The organism is Streptomyces griseomycini (assembly GCF_014203535.1).
Lineage (GTDB): Bacteria > Actinomycetota > Actinomycetes > Streptomycetales > Streptomycetaceae > Streptomyces > Streptomyces griseomycini.
This window is the reverse complement of record NZ_JACHJI010000002.1, coordinates 109,469-131,466: the sequence shown is the minus strand read 5'-3', so window position 1 is coordinate 131,466 and position 21,998 is coordinate 109,469. Positions and strand designations below refer to the sequence as shown.

Annotated in this window: 19 protein-coding genes and 1 pseudogene; 8 read left to right on the top strand and 12 right to left on the bottom strand. The window is 73.6% G+C overall.

The genetic code is table 11. The features are described from left to right. Positions 1–36 precede the first annotated feature (36 nt). The gene (gene lon, locus FHS37_RS05090) at positions 37–2,451 is read left to right on the top strand and encodes an endopeptidase La (protein ID WP_184817834.1); all 2,415 of its coding nucleotides are present in this window, start codon (positions 37–39) and stop codon (positions 2,449–2,451) included. Positions 2,452–2,526: 75 nt separating this feature from the next. Here lon and FHS37_RS05085 read toward each other — a convergent pair whose 3' ends face one another. Next, positions 2,527–3,351, bottom strand: a complete 825-nt coding sequence (locus tag FHS37_RS05085; protein ID WP_184817833.1) for a lysozyme — start codon at positions 3,349–3,351, stop codon at positions 2,527–2,529. A 235-nt stretch (positions 3,352–3,586) separates the two neighbouring features. Here FHS37_RS05085 and FHS37_RS05080 point away from each other — a divergent pair, with 235 nt between their 5' ends. After that, positions 3,587–4,081, top strand: a complete 495-nt coding sequence (locus tag FHS37_RS05080) for a MarR family winged helix-turn-helix transcriptional regulator (RefSeq protein ID WP_184817832.1) — start codon at positions 3,587–3,589, stop codon at positions 4,079–4,081. A 46-nt stretch (positions 4,082–4,127) separates the two neighbouring features. Here the strand turns inward: FHS37_RS05080 and FHS37_RS05075 are convergent, their stop codons facing one another. After that, positions 4,128–4,934, bottom strand: a complete 807-nt coding sequence (locus tag FHS37_RS05075) for a protein phosphatase 2C domain-containing protein (protein ID WP_184817831.1) — start codon at positions 4,932–4,934, stop codon at positions 4,128–4,130. A gap of 407 nt (positions 4,935–5,341) precedes the next feature. Between FHS37_RS05075 and FHS37_RS05070 the strand changes: the two genes are divergently transcribed. The 5 genes from FHS37_RS05070 to FHS37_RS05050 are packed head-to-tail and all read left to right on the top strand — an operon-like array spanning position 5,342 to position 11,200. Further along, the gene (locus FHS37_RS05070; protein ID WP_229889953.1) at positions 5,342–8,380 is read left to right on the top strand and encodes a sensor histidine kinase; all 3,039 of its coding nucleotides are present in this window, start codon (positions 5,342–5,344) and stop codon (positions 8,378–8,380) included. Beyond that, entirely contained in the window at positions 8,377–8,880 is a 504-nt protein-coding gene (locus FHS37_RS05065) for a roadblock/LC7 domain-containing protein (protein ID WP_184817829.1), read from the top strand. The genes FHS37_RS05070 and FHS37_RS05065 overlap by 4 nt, the downstream gene beginning before the upstream one ends. Next, entirely contained in the window at positions 8,877–9,305 is a 429-nt protein-coding gene (locus FHS37_RS05060; protein WP_184817828.1) for a DUF742 domain-containing protein, read from the top strand. The genes FHS37_RS05065 and FHS37_RS05060 overlap by 4 nt, the downstream gene beginning before the upstream one ends. Next, the gene (locus FHS37_RS05055) at positions 9,286–9,924 is read left to right on the top strand and encodes a GTP-binding protein (protein ID WP_184817827.1); all 639 of its coding nucleotides are present in this window, start codon (positions 9,286–9,288) and stop codon (positions 9,922–9,924) included. Before FHS37_RS05060 ends, FHS37_RS05055 begins: the two co-directional genes overlap by 20 nt. 13 nt (positions 9,925–9,937) lie before the next feature. Further along, positions 9,938–11,200 carry a styrene monooxygenase/indole monooxygenase family protein gene (locus tag FHS37_RS05050; RefSeq protein WP_184817826.1) on the top strand — a complete coding sequence of 421 codons (1,263 nt, stop codon included), beginning with the start codon at positions 9,938–9,940 and terminating at the stop codon, positions 11,198–11,200. 136 nt (positions 11,201–11,336) lie between these two features. On the opposite strand, the gene FHS37_RS05045 is transcribed toward FHS37_RS05050, so the two are convergent. The 4 genes from FHS37_RS05045 to FHS37_RS05030 form a co-directional block, all read right to left on the bottom strand. Beyond that, positions 11,337–12,509, bottom strand: a complete 1,173-nt coding sequence (locus tag FHS37_RS05045; protein WP_184817825.1) for a C40 family peptidase — start codon at positions 12,507–12,509, stop codon at positions 11,337–11,339. Positions 12,510–12,612: 103 nt separating this feature from the next. Beyond that, entirely contained in the window at positions 12,613–12,927 is a 315-nt protein-coding gene (locus FHS37_RS05040) for a DUF8847 domain-containing protein (protein WP_184817824.1), read from the bottom strand. Positions 12,928–12,968: 41 nt separating this feature from the next. Next, on the bottom strand, positions 12,969–13,622 hold the full coding sequence (locus FHS37_RS05035) for a TetR/AcrR family transcriptional regulator (RefSeq protein ID WP_184817823.1): 654 nt from the start codon (positions 13,620–13,622) through the stop codon (positions 12,969–12,971). A gap of 35 nt (positions 13,623–13,657) precedes the next feature. Further along, positions 13,658–14,596, bottom strand: a complete 939-nt coding sequence (locus tag FHS37_RS05030) for an AurF N-oxygenase family protein (protein ID WP_184817822.1) — start codon at positions 14,594–14,596, stop codon at positions 13,658–13,660. Positions 14,597–14,819: 223 nt separating this feature from the next. Between FHS37_RS05030 and FHS37_RS05025 the strand changes: the two are divergent. Continuing rightward, positions 14,820–15,417, top strand: a pseudogene (locus FHS37_RS05025) (Uma2 family endonuclease). On the opposite strand, the gene FHS37_RS05020 reads toward FHS37_RS05025, so the two are convergent. The 6 genes from FHS37_RS05020 to FHS37_RS04995 form a co-directional block, all read right to left on the bottom strand. Beyond that, positions 15,414–15,923, bottom strand: a complete 510-nt coding sequence (locus tag FHS37_RS05020; protein WP_184817821.1) for a DUF3291 domain-containing protein — start codon at positions 15,921–15,923, stop codon at positions 15,414–15,416. The pseudogene FHS37_RS05025 and the gene FHS37_RS05020 overlap by 4 nt on opposite strands. A gap of 66 nt (positions 15,924–15,989) precedes the next feature. Continuing rightward, complete coding sequence (locus FHS37_RS05015) at positions 15,990–17,447, bottom strand: penicillin-binding transpeptidase domain-containing protein (protein WP_184817820.1); 1,458 nt, start codon at positions 17,445–17,447, stop codon at positions 15,990–15,992. Then, positions 17,444–18,808: an FtsW/RodA/SpoVE family cell cycle protein gene (locus FHS37_RS05010; RefSeq protein WP_184817819.1), complete on the bottom strand. Its 1,365-nt coding sequence runs from the start codon at positions 18,806–18,808 to the stop codon at positions 17,444–17,446. The genes FHS37_RS05015 and FHS37_RS05010 overlap by 4 nt, the downstream gene beginning before the upstream one ends. A 43-nt stretch (positions 18,809–18,851) precedes the next feature. Next, entirely contained in the window at positions 18,852–19,766 is a 915-nt protein-coding gene (locus FHS37_RS05005; protein ID WP_184817818.1) for an SH3 domain-containing protein, read from the bottom strand. 111 nt (positions 19,767–19,877) lie between these two features. Then, positions 19,878–21,146 carry an ATP-binding protein gene (locus FHS37_RS05000; RefSeq protein ID WP_184817817.1) on the bottom strand — a complete coding sequence of 423 codons (1,269 nt, stop codon included), beginning with the start codon at positions 21,144–21,146 and terminating at the stop codon, positions 19,878–19,880. Continuing rightward, positions 21,143–21,895, bottom strand: a complete 753-nt coding sequence (locus FHS37_RS04995) for a hypothetical protein (protein ID WP_184818747.1) — start codon at positions 21,893–21,895, stop codon at positions 21,143–21,145. The genes FHS37_RS05000 and FHS37_RS04995 overlap by 4 nt, the downstream gene beginning before the upstream one ends. Positions 21,896–21,998 lie beyond the last annotated feature (103 nt).

Here is a 21,998-nt window from a genome sequence, read left to right as displayed (position 1 = left end):
TCGGCATAACTCAATTTGACTGCCGAAGGGGAGATCATGGCTGCTGAGTCCACACCGCTCGCCCTGCCTGTGCTGCCGCTCGACGACGAGGTCGTGCTGCCCGGGATGGTGGTTCCGCTGGACCTGAGCGACACGGAGGTGCGCGCCGCGGTGGAGGCCGCCCAGGCCGCCGCGAAGAACGAGCCCGGGAAGCCCAGGGTGCTCCTGGTGCCGCGCATCGACGGGACCTACGCCGGCACCGGCGTCCTCGGCACGGTCGAGCAGGTCGGCAGGCTGGCCGACGGCGACCCGGGCGCCCTGATCCGCGGCCGGAGCCGGGTGCGGATCGGCGCCGGGACCACCGGGCCGGGCGCGGCGCTGTGGGTGGAGGGCACCCGGATCGACGAGACCGTGCCGGAGCCCCTGCCGGGCCAGGTGACCGAGCTGGTCAAGGAGTACAAGGCGCTCGCCACCGCCTGGCTGCGCAAGCGCGGCGCCTGGCAGGTCGTCGACCGCGTCCAGGCCATCGACGACGTCTCCGCGCTCGCCGACAACTCCGGCTACTCGCCCTTCCTGACCACCGAGCAGAAGGTGGCCCTGCTGGAGACCACCGACCCGGTCGCCCGCCTGAAGCTCGCCACCCAGCAGCTGCGCGACCACCTCGCCGAACAGGACGTGGCCGAGTCCATCGCCAAGGACGTCCAGGAGGGCGTCGACAAGCAGCAGCGCGAGTTCCTGCTGCGGCGCCAGCTGGAGGCCGTCCGCAAGGAGCTGCGCGAGCTGAACGGCGAGCAGGAGGGCGAGGAGTCCGACGACTACCGCGCCCGCGTCGAGGCCGCCGACCTGCCGGAGAAGGTCCGCGAGGCCGCGCTCAAGGAGGTCGACAAGCTGGAGCGCGCCTCCGACCAGTCGCCCGAGGGCTCCTGGATCCGCACCTGGCTCGACACCGTGCTCGAGATGCCGTGGAACGAGCGCACCGAGGACGCCTACGACATCCAGGGCGCCCGGTCCGTGCTCGACGCCGAGCACGCGGGCCTGCAGGACGTGAAGGAGCGCATCACCGAGTACCTGGCCGTGCGCAAGCGGCGTGCCGACCGGGGGCTCGGCGTGGTCGGCGGGCGGCGCGGCGGCGCCGTGCTCGCGCTCGTCGGTCCGCCCGGCGTCGGCAAGACCAGCCTCGGCGAGTCCGTCGCCCACGCGATGGGCCGGAAGTTCGTCCGGGTCGCCCTCGGCGGGGTCCGCGACGAGGCCGAGATCCGCGGCCACCGGCGCACCTACGTCGGCGCGCTGCCCGGCCGGATCGTCCGGGCGATCAAGGAGGCCGGGTCGATGAACCCGGTGGTGCTGCTCGACGAGATCGACAAGGTGGGCTCGGACTTCCGGGGCGACCCGGCCGCGGCCCTGCTGGAGGTGCTGGACCCGGCGCAGAACCACACCTTCCGGGACCACTACCTGGAGGTGGAGCTGGACCTGTCCGACGTGGTCTTCCTCGCCACCGCCAACGTCCTGGAGGCCGTTCCGGAGGCGCTGGCGGACCGGATGGAGATCGTCCGCCTGGACGGCTACACCGAGGACGAGAAGGTCGTCATCGCGCGGGACCACCTGCTCCCGCGCCAGCTGGAGCGGGCCGGGCTCGGTGCCGACGAGGTGACCGTGGACGAGGGCGCGCTGCGCAAGCTGGCCGGCGAGTACACCCGCGAGGCGGGCGTGCGCACCCTGGAGCGGTCCATCGCCCGGCTGCTGCGCAAGGTCGCGGCCCAGCACGAACTGGGCGAACGGGAGCTGCCGTTCACCGTGACCGAGGGCGGCCTGCGGGAGCTGATCGGCCGGCCGCACCACGTGCCCGAGTCCGCCCAGGACCCGGCCGAGCGCCGCACCTCCGTCCCCGGTGTCGCCACCGGGCTCGCGGTGACCGGCGCCGGCGGTGACGTCCTCTACGTGGAGGCGTCGCTGGCCGACCCGGAGACGGGCGCGGCGGGGCTGACCCTGACCGGCCAGCTGGGCGACGTGATGAAGGAGTCGGCGCAGATCGCGCTGAGCTTCCTGCGCAGCCACGGCGCCGAGCTGGAGCTGCCGGTGGCCGACCTGAAGGACCGGGGCGTGCACATCCACTTCCCGGCGGGCGCGGTGCCCAAGGACGGCCCCAGCGCCGGCATCACGATGACCACGGCGCTGGCCTCGCTGCTCTCCGGGCGGCTGGTCCGCACCGACGTGGCGATGACCGGCGAGGTCTCGCTGACCGGGCGGGTGCTGCCGATCGGCGGGGTGAAGCAGAAGCTGCTCGCCGCGCACCGCGCGGGGATCACCACCGTGGTCATCCCCAAGCGCAACGAGCCCGACCTGGACGACGTCCCGGCCGAGGTGCTGGACAAGCTCGACGTCCACACCGTCACCGACGTCCGCCAGGTGCTCGAGCTGGCGCTGTCGCCGGCCGTGAACGGCGCGGTGCCGGAGGTTCCGGTCGCCGTGTGACGGGGCGGCCGGACGAGGGAAGGCCCGGGTTCCGTGAGGGAGGCCCGGGCCTTCGCCGCGCCGGGAGGGCCGTGGTCAGCCCAGCGCGAGGGACCGCAGCCGGTCGACCGTGCCGTTGAAGCGGTCGTGGTCCCCGACGGTCGGCCCGGTCGAGGTGTACTGCCACATCGTGTAGGTCCCCCAGCCGGCGGGGAGCTCCCCCACGGTGGAGGCGTACCGGGCGATCCACAGCGGGTTGGTGGACGCGAAACCGGCGTAGTTCCCGGTGCACTGCTTCCACCAGCTGGTCGCCGTGTAGATGACGGCGTCCCGGCCGGTGCGCGCCCGGTACTGGTCCAGGAAGTCGTGGATCCAGTCCACCATCGCGCTCTGCGACTTGCCGTAGCAGGCGTCCCCGTAGGGGTTCCACTCGATGTCGAGCGCGCCCGGCAGGGTCCATCCGTCCGGGGACCAGTCGCCGCCGCGGTCGACGAAGTAGTCGGCCTGGGCGGCGCCGCTCGAGGTGTCGGGGGTCGCGAAGTGGTAGGCGCCGCGGATCATCCCGATGTCGTACGAGCCGTCGTACTGCTGAGGGTGGTAGGGGTTGGTGTAGTACGTCCCCTCCGTGGCCTTCACGTAGGCCCACCTGACCCCGCTGTTCCACAGCGTCGGCCACGCGACGTCGCCCTGGTGGCTGGAGACGTCCACCCCCTCCGTCTGGGTGGAGCGCCGGGTGGGGAGGCCGCCGCGGCCGTCGTGGGCGACGACGCCCATCCCCATGTGGGCGGAGCCGCGCGGGGGAGCGCTGGGGGCGGGCTCGCCCGCCGCGGCCGTGCGGGGCAGGGAGAAGAGGCCGAGCAGGACCGCCGCGACGGCGGTGTACACGTGTAAACGGGTGACGCCGGATCTGGGCACGGGCATGACGTGTCTCCGAAGGGCTGGTTGTCGAGGGGGATGCGGTGTGTGACCCCCGTCGCATGTAGTGGGCATGCCACGCAGTCGCCTGGTAGAGAGACTGCGCGCGTGGACCGCGACGTGGGGAGGGTTCCGTCCGGGAGCTGCCGTTGGTCTACGCCTGCGAAATACTGGCGGAGCTGCGGCGACGCCGCCACTTGGCGAGAACGTTCAGGACCGGGAAGACCGAGGCAGGGCTCACGTGCACGAAGACCGAAACGGCGGCGGGGAACGAGCCGCCGCCCCAGGGCCCGGGAGCGGTCTGGACCAGCCCGGTTTCCTCGCCCTGGAACGGGAGTTGACGGTGCTGCTGCGGCGCGCCCGGGCCAACCAGGGGGAGATGGCCCGCGAGGTCCACCCCGACCTGGAGTCGTCCGCCTACGGGTTGCTCGTCCGTCTGGATGAGTGCGGCAAGCAGCGGGCCACCGAGCTCGCCGCCTACATCGGCGTCGGCAAGGCGACGATGTCGCGCCAGTTGCGCGCGCTGGAGGAACTCGGCCTCGTCGCCCGCGAGCCGGACCCCGCCGACGGCCGCGCCTGGCTGGTCGCCCTCACCCGGGAGGGACGCGAACGGGTGAGCAGGGTCCGCGAGGCCCGCCGCGCGCGCTACGCCGGCCGGCTCGCCGACTGGGACCCCGGCGAGGTCGCGGAACTCGCCCGGCTGCTGCACCAGCTGAACCGCGGAATGGAGAGGTGACCGGGGCGGGACCGGACGCGCACCACCGCCGGGAGCACCCCGGCGTTCACGCCGGGGGCGGGGACGGGGGCAGCTCCACGTAGACCACCGTCGCGTCGTCGTGGGTCTTGCCCCGGCGCGGCGGCAGCCGGTCCGCGTCCGCCCGCTCCAGCGCCCGTACACGGTGCACCAGGGAACGCGGCCCCTCCGCGCGGAGGAGCGCGAGGCAGTCCGCCCAGTCGCCCTCGTGGAACCGTTCCACCCAGCGCGCCGCCCCGTCCGTCAGGGCGGCCAGGGCGCGCACCCCGTCGCGCGGCAGGGTGCCGGTGACCGCGCGGGCCGCCACCGAGGGATCCGCCGCCGCGGTGAAGAAACCGCCCTCCCGGTTGCGCACCGTGGCGTCCACCAGGGCGTCCGTCGCCAGGGCCGAGCGGGGCAGCAGGGCCAGCCGGTCGTCCAGCAGCGCGGTCGCCGTGCCGTCGGTGGACTCGACCAGCAGGGCCGAGTCGGACAGGACCAGGTACTCGACCGAGCCCGGTGACCAGCGGGCCAGCACCACCGTTGCCTGAGGGGTTCGGGGGTGAGAAAGGTCACAGGTTGCCGCGTGGCTGTCGGCGGTACGGGTGAGGGCGCGGGACAGCAGCTCGGCCAGGGGAACATCCGGGAGCGAAACGGTCAGTTCGGTCAGCGCCCCGCCGAGGCGCGCGGTGAACCAGGGAACCGAATGCAGGCAGCCGCCCCCGTCCTCCGGTGGGGTGACCCCGTCCAGCACGACGAGCGAACCGCCCTGTCCGGAGGCCGGAAGCCCGACACTCGCGAAGTCCTCGTTGGGGCGGCCCGGATCGCCGGGCTCCGAAACAAGTTCCGTACGCATCCGGTCAGTCTGCACGAGCCTTTCACAAGGGCCGCAGAAGGCCGACGCCCATTGCCGGATCACCGCAGTCGTGCAGGTCAGGCGCCGGATTTGGGAGGGAATGCAGGGCTCCGGGAACGCGTGGCGGCGAATATTGCCACCGCCCGCCGCAGACGTCCAACCGGCGTGCCGTGCGGGGCCGCCGCACGGCACGCCGGGACTTGCTCCTCAACTCGCGTCCGATGTTCACTCCTTCGGGTGGCGGGTCAGGTGATGCGCATCCACTGCCCACGGGCACTGGGAGGGTCGGGGAGCGATGGGGGCGCTTTGCCGTCCGAGCGCGCTCGGCGGCTCGGGGCGAGCGTCCACGCCCGTTGACGGAGCGTCACCCGGATCCAGGGGTACACGAGTCAGGAATGCGAGCACCGGTGCAGAAGTCGCGGCCTCGTCGCACAGCCAAGCAGACGGCCCCCACGGGGGACGCGGAGCAGACGCCCACCGTCGGCAGGGGCCGCCCCACCCACGTACGCAACCGGCTCATCGTGGCCGTGGCCGTGGTGGCCGCCGCGATCGCCGGCGCCGGGGCGCCGTCCGTGCTGGCGGCCTCCGCCGAACTCAAGGACTCGCAGGAGCTGGTGACGCTCGCCGAGCAGACCCAGGACGCCCTCGCCCTGGCCCACTCCCTCGCCGACGAGCGCGACGACGTCACCTCCTACATCGCGGCCGGCCGGCCCAAGTCCAAGGCCCCGTCGGAGGAGCACAGCGCCCGCGTCGACCGGCAGGTCGAGGAACTGCGCGCCGACACCGACACCGAGGACGCCCTGCGCGACGACCTCGACGCCGTCGCGGCCGTCCGCCGCGCCGCGCTCACCGGCAAGAGCAGCGCGCTCGAGGCGCACCAGGCGTACTCCACCGCCATCACCCAGCTGCACCGGCTCGCCGAGCGGCTCGCCCAGCAGACCCCGCCCCGCGCGGGCTCCGGAACGTACGCGCTCGCCGAGCTGGACTCCGCCGTCCAGCAGGCCGCCGCCACCCGCGGACTGCTGCTCGCCGCGCTGAACGTGCCGAGCACCACGCAGACCGTGATCGACCCGATCACCGGCCTGCCGTCCACGTCCACCACCACCTCGGACGCCGACGCCGAGCGGCGCGACGCGCTGACCGCCGCCGCGCTCCAGGCCCGGCTGCGCTCCGACGCCGCCCTCGCCGACTTCCGCGACACCGCGCCCAAGGCCGCCCGCACCTCCTACGACTCCACGGTCACCGGCCCCGAGGTCGACTCCGCCGACAAGTACCTCGCGAGGCTCACCGACGAGCCGACGCTCTCCGACGACGAACTCGGCACCGACCCGAAGAAGCTCCGGGCCGCCCTCACCGCGCGCGTCGAGACGATGCGCGGGGCGGAGTCGGCGCTGTTCGACCAGCGCACCAAGGACCTCGCCCAGCTGCGCGACGACGACGTCACCGCACTGGAGATCCGCGTCGCCGTCCTCGGCGCCCTGATGCTGCTCGCCGTCGGCGTCGCCACCGCGATGGCCCGCACCCTCACCCGCCCGCTCTCCGTGCTGCGCCGCGGTTCCGCCCGCCTCGCCGAGGCGGAGAACCCCGGCACCGAGGAGCCGATCACCTTCACCGGCCGCAACGACGAGTTCGCCCAGGTCGTCCGCTCCGTCAACGCCCTGCACGCGCACGCCGCCGGCCTCACCGAGCGGGTCGCCACCCTGGAGGCCGACCGCAGGCACCTCGTCGGCCAGCGCCAGAAGATGGCCGACGCCCGTGAGGAACTGCGCGCCGAACTCGCCGGGACCGCCGAGCAACTGGAGCGGCTGCGCACCGGCATCGGCGGCACCTTCGTCAACCTGGCGCTGCGCACCCTCGGACTGGTCGAGCGGCAGCTCGGCGTGATCGAGGGCCTGGAGGAGCGCGAGGACGACCCGGAGCGCCTGGCCACCCTGTTCAAGCTCGACCACTTCGCCACGGTCATGCGCCGGCACAGCGAGAACCTCCTCGTCCTGGCCGGCACCGAGCACGGCCGGCACACGGCGGGTCCCGTCCCGCTCGTCGACGTCGTGCGGGCCGCGGTCAGCGAGATCGAGCGGTACGAGCGGGTCCGGATCGCCGCGCTGCCGCCGCACGCGCACATCGCCGGGTTCGCCGCGGACGACCTGTCCCACCTGCTGGCCGAACTCCTGGAGAACGCCACCTCGTTCTCCCCGCCCGACCTGCCCGCCGAGGTCTCCGGCTGGCTGCTGGAGAACGGCGAGGTCATGCTCTCCGTGCAGGACGAGGGCATCGGCATGACCGCGGAGCGGCTGGAACGGCTCAACTCCCGCCTGTCCGAGTTCGACCCGGAGGACGGTTACGACCAGGAGGGCGAGGACGGTCTCGGCCTCGGCCTGTACGTCGTCTCCCGGCTCGCCCACCGGCACGGGGTGCGGGTCCAGCTGCGGAAGCAGAAGCAGGGCGGCATCGCCGCGGTCGTGGTCCTGCCCAAGACCCTGCTCGCGCCCGCCGGGCCCGCCGCGGTCCCCGCCTCCGGTCCCGTCGCCGGCGGCACCCACACCTTCTCCCTCCCGGGCGCCGACGCCGAGGCCAACTCCAACGTGCTGCCCGGCCGCCGGGAGGGCGGCGACCCGTTGGTCGCCCTCGCGGAGAAGACCGTGCGCCGCCAGGGGGCCGCGGAGGCGGGCGCCCCGGAGGGGACCGGCACGGAGCCGGCGGACGGCACCGGTGCGGAGCCCGGGAGCGGCGGTGCCGGGGACGCCGTGGGGGAGCGTGCCCGGAGCCACGACGCGGAGTCCGCGGCGGAGCCGGCAGGTGACGGGGACACGGACGCGGAGGGCGCTGCGGTGCCGTCCCAGCGAGCCGCCGAGACCACGATGGAGCTGCTGATCCCGTCCCCGGCGGACGCGGCCGACGACACGCCGGCCGCACCGGGAACCGCGCCCGCCCCCGACGAGACCGGGCACACGGCCGCCGCCGAAGCCGAAGCCTGGACCGCTCCCGGTGCCGGGCACGGACCGTCCGGCGAGCACGCGGCCGCCGCTGACGTGCCCCGGGCCGCGTCCGGTGCTCCCGCGGGTGCGGGTGCCCCGTCGCAGTCCGGGCCGACGGCCGCCGGTGCCGGTCGGGGGGCCGAAGCCGGTGCCGGGCACGGACCGTCCGGCGAGCACGCGCGCGTGCCCGACGGGCCGCCGGTGGAGGACGAGCCCGTCACCGCCAAGGGGCTGCCCAAGCGCACACCGAAGATCACCACACCCGTCCAGGCCCCACGACCGCGCACCGGTTCCGTGGACGCCGAGGCGCTGCGCCGCCGCCTCGGCGGCTTCCGTCAGGGGGCGGAGGCCGGTCGCCGGGACGTCGAGGCCGAGATCGCCGAGCAGACGGGCCGGCACCAGGTCCCGTCCGCCGCACCCGCCACAACCGAAGAAACCACGGGGGGCACCGTCGAGGAGGCAAGCAGTTGACCGCGCCCAGTACCTTCGGACTGAGCAGTGAGGCCCGCAACCTGCACTGGCTGCTGACCAACCTCGTCGAGGAGGTGCCAGGCATCCTCTCGGTCGCGGTGGTCTCCTCCGACGGCCTGCTGCTCCTCTCCTCCGACCACGCACGGAACACGGAGGCCCGCGAGGCCAGGACGGAGCCCCGTACCGGCCCGCGCGGCTCCGCCGCCGATCTGGCCACCGTCGTCTCCGGCATCGGCAGCCTCACCGTCGGCGCCTCGAAGCTGATGGACTTCGGTCCGGTCAAGCACACGATGGTCGCGATGGACGAGGGCAGCCTGTTCGTGATGTCGATCAGCGACGGCTCGCTGCTCGGCGTGCACGGCTCCGCGGACTGCGACATGAGCGTGGTGGCGTACCACATGGCCCTGTTCGTCGGCCGGGCCGGCCACGTCCTCACCCCCGAACTCCGCAGCGAGCTGCGCAAGTCCCTGGAGACCGAGTCCACCGGGAGTCCCCGATGAGCAGTACGCCCAGGAAACGGCTCCCGGTCCGCGGCGGTGACCGCAAACCCGCCCGGGTCCGCCCCTACTCGCTCACCGGCGGGCGCACCCGCTTCGGCCACGTCCTGCTCGTGGAGACGTTCGTCGCGAGCACGGCGAGCACGGCCGCGCTGGAGGCCGCCGAGGAGCGCAGGGAACTGACGAGCGGCGGGCTGTCGGCGATCATGCCGGAGACCCGGGCCATCGTCGAACTGTGCCGCCGGATGCGTACGGTGGCCGAGATCGCCGCGCTGCTGAAGATGCCGCTCGGCGTGGTCCGCGTGCTCCTGAGCGACCTCGCGGACCAGGGAAGGATCCGTGTCTACGGAACGGGAACCGGCCACGGCACGGGCCGCCCGGACCGCGCGCTGCTGGAAAGGGTGCTGAGTGGACTCCGTCGTCTCTGACGCCGCCCGAGGCGTCTCCCCGCTCGTCGAGGACGGCGAGCCGTTGCAGCCCTGGCAGACGGACCGCACCCGCGCCCCGGTCGCCACGAAGATAGTCGTGGCGGGCGGCTTCGCCGTCGGCAAGACCACGCTGGTCACCTCCGTCTCGGAGATCACGCCCCTGCAGACCGAGGCGCTGATGACCGAGGCGAGCGAGGAGACCGACGACCTCACCGCCACGCCGGGCAAGCTCACCACCACCGTGGCCATGGACTTCGGCCGCATCACGCTCGACGACGACCTCGTGCTCTACCTCTTCGGCACGCCCGGTCAGCAGCGGTTCTGGTTCATGTGGGACGACCTGGTGCGCGGTGCGATCGGCGCGGTCGTCATGGCCGACACCCGGCGCCTGAAGGACTGCTTCCCGGCGCTGGACTACTTCGAGAGCTGCGGGCTGCCGTACGTCGTCGCGGTCAACCACTTCGACGGCAGCGAGCTGTTCGAGCCGGAGGACGTGCGGGAGGCCCTGACCATCCCGCAGCACATACCTGTCATGATCATGGACGCGCGCCGCCGGATCTCCGTGATCGAGACCCTCCTGGCCCTGGTGGGCCACGCGCTCGACGAAACCCCCGAGTAGGAGACACCCCCGTATGCGGAAGATACTCGTCGTCGGAGCCGGTCAGTCCGGTCTCCAGCTCGCCCTCGGCCTCCAGTCGCACGGGTACGAGGTCACCCTGATGTCCAACCGGACGGCGGACGAGATCCGCACCGGACGGGTGATGTCGACGCAGTGCATGTTCCACACGGCGCTGCAGCACGAGCGCGACCTCCAGCTGAACTTCTGGGAGTCCCAGGCCCCGAAGATCCAGGGCCTCGGGGTCTCGGTCGCGGCCCCCGGCTCGTACGACCCGGGCCCGACGCAGCGCGCGATCGACTGGCTGGGCAGGCTCGACGGGTTCGCGCAGTCGGTCGACCAGCGGGTGAAGATGGCCGGCTGGATGGAGACGTTCGCCCAGCGCGGCGGCCAGCTGGTCATCCACGGCGCGGCCGTCGGCGACCTCGACTACTTCTCGCGCACGTACGACCTCGTGCTCGTCTCGGCGGGCAAGGGCGAGCTCGTGCAGATGTTCGGCCGGGACGCCTCCCGCTCCCCGTACAGCGAGCCGCAGCGCGCCCTCGCGGTGGCCTACGTCCACGGGATGGAACCGCGCCCGGAACACCCGGACACGGAGGCCGTCCGCTGCAACCTGGTCCCCGGGGTCGGCGAGATGTTCATCATGCCGACGTTCACCACCTCGGGCCGCGCCGACATCCTGTTCTGGGAGGGCGTTCCGGGCGGCCCGCTGGACGTCTTCAAGGACGTCAAGGACCCGGCGGAGCACCTCTCCCTGACGCTGGAGCTCATGGAGAAGTTCCTCCCCTGGGAGTACGCGCGGGCCACCAAGGTCGAACTGACCGACGCCGGCGGCACCCTGGCCGGCCGCTACGCCCCCACCGTCCGCCACCCCATCGGCCGGCTGCCCGGCGGCGGGGCGGTCCTCGGCGTGGCCGACGTGGTCGTCGCCAACGACCCGATCACCGGACAGGGCTCCAACTCGGCGTCCAAGTGCGCCGCCTCCTACCTCGCCTCGATCCTCGAGCACGGCGACAAGCCGTTCGACGAGGAGTGGATGCAGCAGACCTTCGACCGCTACTGGGAGACGGCCCGGCACGTCACCAAGTGGACGAACGCCATGCTCGCCCCGCCCCCCGAGCACGTCCTGAACCTCATCGGCGCCGCCGGCCAGATCCAGCCGGTCGCCGACCGCTTCGCCAACGGGTTCGACAACCCGGCCGACTTCGAGAACTTCTTCTACGACCCGCAGAAGACGGAGGCCTACCTGATGGAGGTCTCGGGCGCCACGGGCGCGTAGTCCTCCGGGCGGTTCCGGGTCGGCGACCGCGCCCGGGACCGGGGAGGCCGGGGGCCGCCGGAGCGGGCGGCCCCGCAGGCGCCGGGCGCGCCGACGGCGTCCGCGGTCGCCGCGCTCCCCCGCACGGACGGGCGGGCTACGGGGCGGCGGGCCCCGTCCGCCCCGCCGGTTCCGCCGTGGGCGCCGCGTACCCCGCGTACCCCTCGTCGGACCCTTCCGTCGCCCCCTCGGGGAGCTCGGGCGGCACGTACCGCCGCAGGGGCTCCCCGTCCGGGTCGGGGCGTACGGCGCCCAGGACCGGGTTGGCCGCGATGGGGGAGACCTTGATCCTCGCGCCGGGCCGGGGAGCCTGCACCACCATGCCGTCGCCGAGGTAGAGGGCGACGTGCGTGGCCTCGGGGAAGTACACGACGAGGTCCCCCGGCCGCAGCTCCCGGAGCGGGACGCGCTCCAGCCGCGCCCACTGCTCCTGACTGGTCCGGGGGATCGGCGTCCCGGCTGCGCCCCACGCCTCGGAGGTCAGCCCCGAGCAGTCGTAGCTCTCCGGTCCCTCCGCACCCCACTCGTACGGCTTCCCGAGCTGCTCCACGGCGTACCGCACCGCCCGGTCGCCCGCCGCGGTGGGCGGGCGCGCGTCGCCGAGCGCACCGGAGGCGAGCAGTTCCTCCTGGTCCCGGGCCACCTCGGACCGCTCCAGCTCGGCCAGCGCGGCCAGCTCCTCGTCGGTGAGCGAGGCGAGCAGTTCCTCGACCTCGCGGAGCCGCCCGAGCACCTCGTCCCGCTCCTTCCGGCGCCGCTCGGTGAGGGCGAGCCGGGCGTCGAGGGCCGCGCGCGCCCGGCGGGCCAGCTCGTCGGCCTCCTCCTCGTCGCCGGTCAGCCGGTCCACCGTCTGGGCCCGTTCCCGCGCCAACTGCCCGATCACGTGGCCCTGGTCGAGGGCGCCCTGCGGATCGCGCGCGAGCAGCAGACGGACGTACGGGGAGATCCCGGTACTGCTCTGGTACTGCTGCCGGGCCAGCCGCCCGGCCGCGCCCCGGCTGTCGTGCAGGGAGAGCCGGGCCCGGGCGAGGGCGGCCTCCAGCCGCTCGGTCTCGGCGCGCTGCTTCTCCAGCCGTTCCTCGGTGCCGTTGTAGGCCTCGGTGGCCTTCTCGGCCTCCCGGTACAGGGACTGAAGGTCCGTCAGCAGTTCGGCGACGGAGCGGTCACCGGGGCCGTCCGGTTCGGGAACGGCCGTCGCGGGCGCGGGTGCGAGAACGGTCCCGGCCGCCACCGCCGCCGTACACACCAGACGCAGAAGCATTCCTGACACGTCATCACCTCCGACGCGGGGCGGCTCGTCCGCTCCGCATCGCGAGCATCGGACGTGTTCTCCGGGCCCGCTCGCCGGGTGTGCGCGGTTCGGCGCAACCGGGTCACCCGTTCGCGTCGTCCGGCTTGCCCTTCGGCGTGGCGTCTGGATCGGGCACGGGCTTCGACCACGGCCACCTCGGGCGGCCGCCCGCCTGCCCCGTGGGGTCGTACAGGTACTTCCACCCCTGCGTCAGCCCGGTCCGTCCGCTCCGCCCGCGGGGCACGCGCCGGTAGACCAGCACCGTGGGCGGGCCGCCGTCCGGGGCCGGGACCGGAATGCGGTACGTCTTGGGCGGGTGCCCGGTGATGCCCAGCAGCACGGGCAGGACGCGCCCGTCCATGGGCCCGCCCTCGAACGGGGTGTCTTCGCTCTTCACGGCACCAGTGTCGGCCATGCGCCGGTGTCCCCGGTCCCCGGTCAGAGGTCCGCGGCCAGTTCCCGGACCAGCGCCTCGGTCTGCGGGTCGCGCCGCGCGGTCACCTCCAGCACCGCCACGAACTGCTCCACGAGCCAGTCCCGCAGTTCGTCCGCCGGCGGCTGCTTGTCCTCGTCGAGCCAGATCAGCGAGGCCGCCTCGACGGCCGTGATCCACATCCGGATGGTCATCCGCAGCCGGGGCCCGGGCCCGGCCACCCCCAGATGGCTGAGGATGTGCTCGGCGGCGGCCCGCCGCACCCCGTCGACGATCGCGGTCGTGCGGGAGGTCTCCACGACGCTCCCGCCCTGCAGCAGCGCGCTGAACCCGGTGCCGTGCTGGTCGACGAAGGCGAGGTAGCGGTCGAGGGCCCGGGACAGCCGGAGCAGCAGCGGGCCCTCGTGCGGCTCGTCGAAGCAGTGCCGCAGCTCGTCGGCGGCCGACCTCAGGGCGGCCTCGTACAGCTGCTGCTTGCCGCCCGGGAAGTACCGGTACACCAGGGGCCGTGACACCCCGGCCGCCTCCGCCACGTCGTCCAGGGACACCTCTTCCGGGGCGCGGTGGGCGAAGAGGGACAGCGCGGCGTCGAGCAGCTGGCTGCGGCGTTCCTCGACGCTGAGCCGCCGGTAGGCGGGGGTGGGAGCCTGCGGGGTCATGCCCCGCAGCGTAACCGCCCGCCCCGGACGGGTGCCTACGCCAGCAGCCCGGACGACTTCCACAGCTTCCGGCCGACGCCCCGCAGCACCCCGATGTCGTCCAGGAAGTCCGTCAGGCGCCTGGCGCCCTGCTGCATCACGTCCCGCCGGTGCCCGCTCGCCCTGACCTGGGCCACGGCCGCGCGCTTGTCCAGGCCGACGTTCGCGTAGACCTCCGGGTTCACGAACGCCACGGAGAAGACGCGGGCGAACTCGCCGGAGGTGAGCCGGGTGAACTCCTGCGACCACTTCGGCGCGGTCACCATCTGGCGCCGCAGCTCCTCACGGGCGTAGCGCACGTGCCGAGCCTCCTCGACGACGTGGATGCGGGTGACGCCCCGGATCAGCGGCTGGACCCGCTCGTCCGGGAAAGTCAGCCGCTGCATCCAGTCCAGGACCTCCTCGCCGAGCAGGGTCGCCGTGAAGGAGCCCGGAGTGGTGGAGACCGTCTTGAACAGCCGGCCGAGCTGCTGGTGGACCCGGCTCACCGGGTACCAGGGGGTGCCGCCGCGGGTGATCAGCCGGGCGAACATCTTCGAGTGCCGGCACTCGTCCTCGATCTCGGTGAGCGCGTAGCGCACGTGCGCGCTCGTGGCGGACTTGTCGTAGATGTGCCGCACCAGCAGCTGCATGAGGATGATCTCGAACCAGATGCCGAGCGAGGCGAGCGCGGCGGCCTCGTGCCGGGAGAGCAGGATGCGCTGCTCCTCGCTCATCCGCTCCCACATCGGGGTGTCGTACAGCGACACCAGCTCGGGCGGCCAGAACCACTTGCCCTCCTCGAAGGGCGCGTCCCAGTCCAGTTCCCGGTCCGGGTCGAAGGAGTGCTTGGCGGAAGCGTCGAGCAGCCGCTGGGCCACCTGCTCGCGGTCCTTGAGCAGGCCGAGCGCGTCGCGCAGGCCGTCGAGCGCGTCGGCTTCCGTCAGGGTCGTCATGGCGGTTCCACCTCGCGGGCGTCTCGGGTCACCGGTGGTTCACCCCACTTATGAGACTACCTGTCAACAAGGGCGTCAATCCTTCGCGCAGGACTTGTTGACGACCGGTCTACCGGGCGGGGCGTCAACGGCGCGCCCGCGCCTCACCTCATGGAGCGCCGCGTCGCCGTTCGCCCTGGGTACGCTGGCCGTGCCGGTCAGACCGCAGCACATGGGAACGATCATGAACGCCGCACGCGACTTCGGGCTGGACGGCGACTACCGGTGGCCTCGTCCGCCGGAGGGCGGCTGGACGGCGGACGACCTCGACGAGCTTCCCGACCTGCCTCCGCACACGGAGCTGATCGACAGGAGCCTCGTCTTCGTGAGCCCGCGGACCAATTTCCACTCACGCGTCATTCGGCTGCTACGACGCCCTGCTGGCTCAGGCGCCGGATGGACTGGACGTCATCCGTGAGATGACCGTCAAGCTCAACGAGCGCAACCGCCCGGAACCCGATGTCCTGGTGTTCCGGGCGGACGCCGACGCCGGGCCGGACCAGACCTGGTACCGGCCGGAGGACGTCGTGATCGCCGTCGAGGTCGTCTCCAGAGACTCGCAGGAACGGGACCGCGAGGTGAAACCGAGGAAGTACGCGGCCGCGGGCATCCCGCACTACCGGCGCGTCGAGGAGAACGACGGACTCCCCGTGGTCTACGTCTACGAACTGGACCCGATGACCAGGTCGTACGTCCCGATGGGCATCTTCCACAACCGGCTCAAGCTGACCGTCCCGTTCCCCGTCGACGTCGACCTCACCGCCGTCGACCGCCGCCGCTAGACCGAGCAGCCCAGCCCCTCCGGCACCTCGCCGAGCACCGGCTCCGACGCCCCCGGAGGGAACGAGGTCCGCAGCGTGAAGGCGTACGGCGTCGGGCCGTTGGCGCGCAGGTGCAGCAGCCGGGCCTCCGCCTCCGCGACCGTCGGGCGGTGACCCGCCGGAACCCACCACAGGGTCGCCATCGCCTCCTGGACGCGCTCGAACCACTCCCTGCGCCGCGCCAGCATCTCCCGGTGGCGGCCCTGGTACATGAAGGCCGTCAGGGCGTCGGCGTCCCGCCACACCGACATGTTGATGATCAGCCACGAGTCGCCGAAGACGGAGATGTCCGTCGCGTCGCCCTCCTCGCTCTGGAGGCGCCAGACGAAGCCGGGGGCGGCGTCGGCGTCCGCGTTCACCGGGTCGAGGCTGTCGACGAAGTCCTTCAGCTGCGGGGAGTCCAGCGGGGCCTTGAGGCGGGCGATGTTCACCTGGGCGAGTTCGTACGCGGCGGTGGTCTCGGTCATGGACCGAACGGTAGGTCGGGAGCCGGGGGTTCGGTAGCCCCCGTCTCAGTAAGTGGGCGGCTGTGCCTACGAGTTCAGCACCGCCTCCATCACCGCCCGCGCGATCGGGGCCGCCGTCCCGCCCCCGCTGACCTCCCGCCGGTTCGCCGCCGCGTCCTCGACCACCACGGCGACCGCCACCTTCGCCTCCATGTCCTCACGGCCCTGCGCCCAGGAGACGAACCAGGCGTACGGCGTCCCGGAGTTCCCCAGGCCGTGCTGGGCGGTACCGGTCTTGCCGCCGACCACGGCACCGCGGACCGCGGCCTTCGTGCCGGTCCCCTTCTCCACCACGCCCCGCATCAGCTCCCGCATCAGCATCGCCGTCGACGGATGCATGACCCGCCGCACCGGACGGGAGCCGGCCGTCGACACCGTGCCGCCGCCCGCCCGCACCGTCCGCTCCACCAGGTACGGCTCCCGCACCTGCCCCCCGTTCGCGACGGCCGCCGCCACCATCGCCATCTGCAGCGGCGTGGCCCGGGTGTTGTACTGCCCGATCGACGCCAGCGCGAGCTGCGCCCGGTCCACCGTGGTGTCGAAGGTGCTGCGCGCCACCCGGAACGGGACCCGCAGGTCCCCGTCGTTGAAGCCGAAGGCCTGCGCCGTGGCCGTCATGTCCGCCACGCCCGTCTCCACGCCCAGCTTGGCGAAGACCGTGTTGCAGGACCAGGTGAACGCCTCCCGCACCGAGGCGTCCGCGCAGCCCGGGGACCCGTTGGTCAGCCGCGTCGTCGTGCCCGGCAGCCGGTACGGGCCGGGGGAGTCGGTCGGCTCGTCGAGGTCGGTCACCACGCCCGCGTTCAGCGCCGCCGCCGCGGTGACCACCTTGAACGTCGAACCCGGCGGGTACGTCCGCTGCACCGCCCGGTTCAGCATCGGCCGGTCCGGGTCGGCGTTCAGCCGCGCCCAGGCGTCCCGCGCCGTCCTGCCGTTCCCCGACAGCAGCCCGGGGTCGTACGAGGGGACCGACACCAGTGCCAGGATCCGGCCGGTCGACGGCTCCACCGCCGCCACCGCCCCCTTGCGCGAGCGCAGCCCCTCGTACGCCGCGCGCTGCGCCGCAGGGTCGATCGTGGTCACGACGTGGCCGCCCGCGTTGCGGGAGCGGGTGAACTCGTTCCACAGCGGCAGCGGCGCGAGCACCGGGTCGGCGCCGGACAGCAGCCCGTCCTCGGTGTGCTCCAGCAGCGTCGTCCCGTACTCCTGCGAGGCGAAACCGGTCACCGGCGCGTACAGCGGCCCGTCGGTGTACGTCCGTTCGTAGCGCAGGTGCTCCCCGGTGTCCCGCGAGCCGGTGACCGGCCGGCCGGCGACCAGGATGTCGCCGCGCGGCTGCCGGTAGCGGGTGATGGCGTCGCGGCGGTCGGCCGGGTTGTCGTCGTAGGCGTCGGCCCGCAGGACCTGGACGCGGGCGGCGTTCACCAGCAGGGCGACCAGCAGCAGGGCGCAGAAGAGACCGGCGCGCCGGATGTGCCGCGTCACCGGACGGCACCCCCGCCGCCCGGGCGGCGCGCCGAGTCGCTGAGCCGGACCAGCAGCGCCACGATCGTCCAGTTGGTCACCACCGACGAGCCGCCCTGCGCCAGGAACGGCATCGCCATCCCGGTCAGCGGGATCAGCCCGGTCACCCCGCCCGCGATCACGAACACCTGGAGCGCCACGAGGGAGGCGAGGCCCACGGCGAGCAGCCGGCCGAACGGGTCGCGCAGGGCGAGCCCCGCCCGGTAGCCGCGCTCCACCAGCAGCCCGTAGAGCAGGAAGATCGCGGACAGTCCGGCCAGGCCCAGCTCCTCGCCGGCCGTCGCCAGGATGAAGTCGGACTTGACCGCGAAGCCGATGAGCACGGAGTGCCCCAGCCCGAGCCCGGTGCCGAGCATCCCGCCCTCCGCGAAGGCGAACAGGGACTGGGCCAGCTGGTTCGGGCCCTCACCCGCCTCGATGGAGGCGAACGGGTGCAGCCAGGTCTCGATCCGGTGGTGCACGTGCGGCTCCAGCCGGCCCACGGCCACCGCGCCCAGCGACGCCAGCAGCAGGCCGACGGCGATCCAGCCGGTGCGGCCGGTGGCGACGTACAGCAGGACCACGAACAGGCCGAAGAACAGCAGCGAGGTGCCGAGGTCCCGCTCCAGCACCAGTACGCCCACGCTGACCAGCCAGACGGCGACGATCGGGCCGAGCACCCGGCCGGTGGGCAGCTGCAGCCGCCAGACCCGGCGGCCGGCGTAGGTGAGGGCGCTCCGGTTCGCGGCGAGGTACGCGGCGAAGAAGACCGCCAGCAGCACCTTCGCGAACTCACCGGGCTGGATGGAGAACCCGGCGACCCGGATCCAGATCCGGGCCCCGTTCACCGCCGGGAAGAGGATCGGGACCGTCAACAGGACCAGCGCGGCGGCGACGCAGACGTAGGTGTAGCACTGGAGGACCCGGTGGTCGCGCAGCACCAGCACCACCACGGTGAACAGCGCCACGCCCAGCGTCGACCAGACCAACTGGGTGGGGGCCGCCGGATCGCCCGGCGTCTCCAGGTCGAGCCGGTAGATCAGCACCAGGCCGAGGCCGTTGAGCAGGACGCCGATGGGGAGCGGCAGCGGGTCGGCGTGCGGCGCCCGCCAGCGCACCGCCAGGTGCGCGACCAGGGCGAGCACGCCGAGCCCGGCGCCGTAACCGGCGGCGCCGGGCGGGACGGAGCCGTTCTGGGCCAGGCCGACGGCGCAGTACCCGTACACCGACAGCAGGACGGCCAGGACGATCAGGGTGAGTTCGATGCCCCGGCGCCGGGAGGGGCGGACGGTGGGCGCGGCCGGTCCGCGCGCCGTCGCCAGGGTGATTCCGGCCTTGCTCATGCCCGGAACTTACCCACATGACACGCTTTGCGTGCTTCGTTCGTCAGCACCAGCGTGGCGCGGGGCCGATGTTGTCGATGTGGCGGGCCGGGCCCCAGGCCCAGGTGCCGTCCGTGAGGAGGTACCAGAGGGGGTTGCCGTGCACCTTCTCGCCGGAGACCTTGCAGAAGATCGAGACGACCTCGCCCCTGTGGGCGTACCGGATGATCCGCGAGCCCCGGTTCGGGGCGCTGCGCAGGGCCAGCGAGTCCGCCGTGACGACGCCCTTGTACCGGCCCCGGTCGCCGTGGTTGCCGTTGCCCCCGCCGCCTTGCTGGTTGCCGTGGCCGTTTCCGTTGCCGCCGCCTTGCTGGTTGCCGTTGCCCCCGCCGCCCTGCTGGTTGCCGTTGCCGTGGCCGTTTCCGTTGCCGCCGCCCTGCTGGTTGCCGTTGCCCCCGCCGCCTTGCTGGTTGCCGTTGCCCCCGCCGCCTTGCTGGTTTCCGTTGCCGCCGCCGTTGTCGTGGCCGCCGTTGCCTCCGCCGCCCTGCTGGTTGCCGTTGCCGTGGCCGTTTCCGTTGCCGCCTTGCTGGTTGCCGTTGCCTCCGCCGCCTTGCTGGTTTCCGTTGCCGCCGCCGTTGCCGCCGCCGTTGTCGTGGCCGCCGTTGCCCCCGCCGCCCTGCTGGTTTCCGTTTCCGTTGCCGCCGCCCTGCTGGTTCCAGCCGTTGTTGCCGCCGCCCTGCTGGTTCCAGCCGTTGTTGCCGCCGCCTTGCTGGTTCCAGCCGTTGTTGCCGCCGCCTTGCTGGTTTCCGTTTCCGTTGCCGCCGCCGCCTTGCTGGTTCCAGTTCCCGTTGCCGCCGCCCTGGCCCCCGTCGTCGTTCGCGACGGCGGGGGTGACGGCGGCCGCGACGGCGAGGGCGCCGGCGGCGAGAACTATGGGCAGGCGGCGGGCGCGGGGAGAGCGCGAAGAACGCAGGGACATGGCAGTACCTCCATATGAGGGACAATGGGTCGAAGGTGACTAACCGCCACACTAGGAGCGGCCCCCGGTGCCCGCCCGTGTTGGTGCGCCATCGGGGACGGCGTTCCCGCCCTACTCCGCGTCGTCCCTGGTGACAGGGGTGGGGTGAGGGAGCGTCAGGCGTGCCACCGCCCCGCCCTCCGGGGCGTTGGCGAAGTCCAGGCGGGCACCGAGCACCTCCGCCTGGCCCCGCGCGATCGTCAGGCCGAGCCCATGGCCCTTCGTCCCGCCCTCCGTGCGGAACCGCTGCGGCCCGTGCGCGAGGAGGTACTCCGGATAGCCGTGCCCGTGGTCCCGCACGGTGACGACCGGACCGTCGACGGTCAGGGTCACCGGCGCCCGCCCGTGCCGGTGCGCGTTGGCGACCAGATTGCCGAGCACCCGCTCCAGCCGCCGCCGGTCCGTCTCCACGGACGCGTCCCGGACGACCCTGACCTCCGTGCCGTCGCCCGACGCTCGCACCACCCGCCGGGCCAGCTCCCCGAGCCGCTCGGTGTCCAGTTCCAGCCGTTCCCGCCCGGTGTCCAGCCGGGAGATCTCCAGCAGGTCCTCGGTGAGGGTGCGCAGCGCCGCCACCCGGTCCCGCACCAGCTCGGTCGGGCGGCCCGGCGGCAGCAGCTCGGCCGCCGCGTGCAGCCCGGTCAGCGGGGTGCGCAGCTCGTGCGCCACGTCCGCGGTGAACCGCTGCTCGGCGAGCAGCTTGCCCTGCAGCGAGGCCGCCATGGAGTCCAGCGCGGCGGCGACCGCGGCCACCTCGTCCTGCGGGCGGCTCCGGTCCCCCGCCCGGGGATCGCCGACGCGCGCGTCGAGATCGCCCGCGCTGATCCGCCGGGCCACCCGCGCGGTGGTGTGCAGCCGCCGCGTCACCCGGGTCACGGCGAACGCGCCCACCAGCAGCGTGGCCCCGATCGCCGTCGCCGACGACCACACGATGGCCCGGTCCAGCCCGTCGATGGTGCGCCTGCCCTGGGAGTGGTCGATCCGGACCGCGAGCGCCCGCCGCCCGTCCACGGGGCCCGCCGCCCACATCGTGGGCCGTCCCCCGTACGGGGCGAGCATCGTGCCCCGCTCCCCGGCGACGGCCAGTTCCCGCAGCCGCCCGGGCAGCCCCGGCGGGTCCACCCCCGCCCCGGGCCGCAGCGCCTCCCCGGCCTCGTACGCCTCGGTGGCCTCCGCCAGCCGCCGGAGCGCGGCGTCGCGCGCCTGGCCGACGGTCTGGTCGGTCACCTGGACGTGCACGAGCACGCCGAGCAGGGCGGCGAGCGCGCAGCACATCACGGTGATGAAGACGGCGGCCCGCACCGCGAGCGGGCCGGCCCACCGGGGGAGCGCGAGCCTCACCGGGCGTCCGCGGACGAGGTGGCGGACGGGGCGGGCCGCGTGGACGGCGTGGACGGCGTGGACCTCGGGTGCCCGGTGCGCAGCATCTCGTCGTGGGTGAGCAGCATCGCCCGCTGGTCCGGGTCCCAGGTCCACTGCAGGCGGTACTCGTACCCGGCGACCTCGGAGGGGGAGCGGACGATCACCGACCGCCCGGCCAGTTCCACGCCGCTCAGGGCGTCGTCGTAGGCCATGACCCGGGTGAGCCGGTGACGGTCGCCGTCGACGGTGTAGACGCGCACGGCGGTCAGGTCCTCGGGCAGCAGCCGGAAGCCCAGCGTCAGGTCGTCGCGTCCGTCGCCGGTCAGGTCGCGGTAGTACGGTGCGAGGAGCGGGCACCCGGTCGTGGCGCCGTCCCGGCCGTCCTCGCCGCCGCCGGCGCAGTCGCCCATGCGGCGGACGGTCTCCCGGTAGGGGGCGCGGTCACCGCGGTACTCCTCCGGGTGGGCGGTGATCTCCGCGCGGACGACGGCCGCCGGGTCCACCGCGCGGATGTCGCCGCCCGGCACGGCGACCCCCTCGACCACCTCGGTGTCCACCTCGCCGAGGTCGAACGCCGGGCTCGACGCCGGGGGCAGCTCGGGCCACAGCCGCGCGGGACTGACGGCGGTCGGCGCCGCCCCGGCCCCGCGCAGTCCGCCGGTGTCCCCGCAGCCGACGGCCGCCGCCGACAGCAGGGCGACGGCGGCGGCACGGCACGGGGCGCGCATACGGCGGCTGAGGGGCACTGCACTCCTGGACTTCCGGGGGCACGGTCGGCTGCGCACACCTTATTCGCGAGGAAGTCCTTTTTGCGTACCGGGTGCTCCCGCC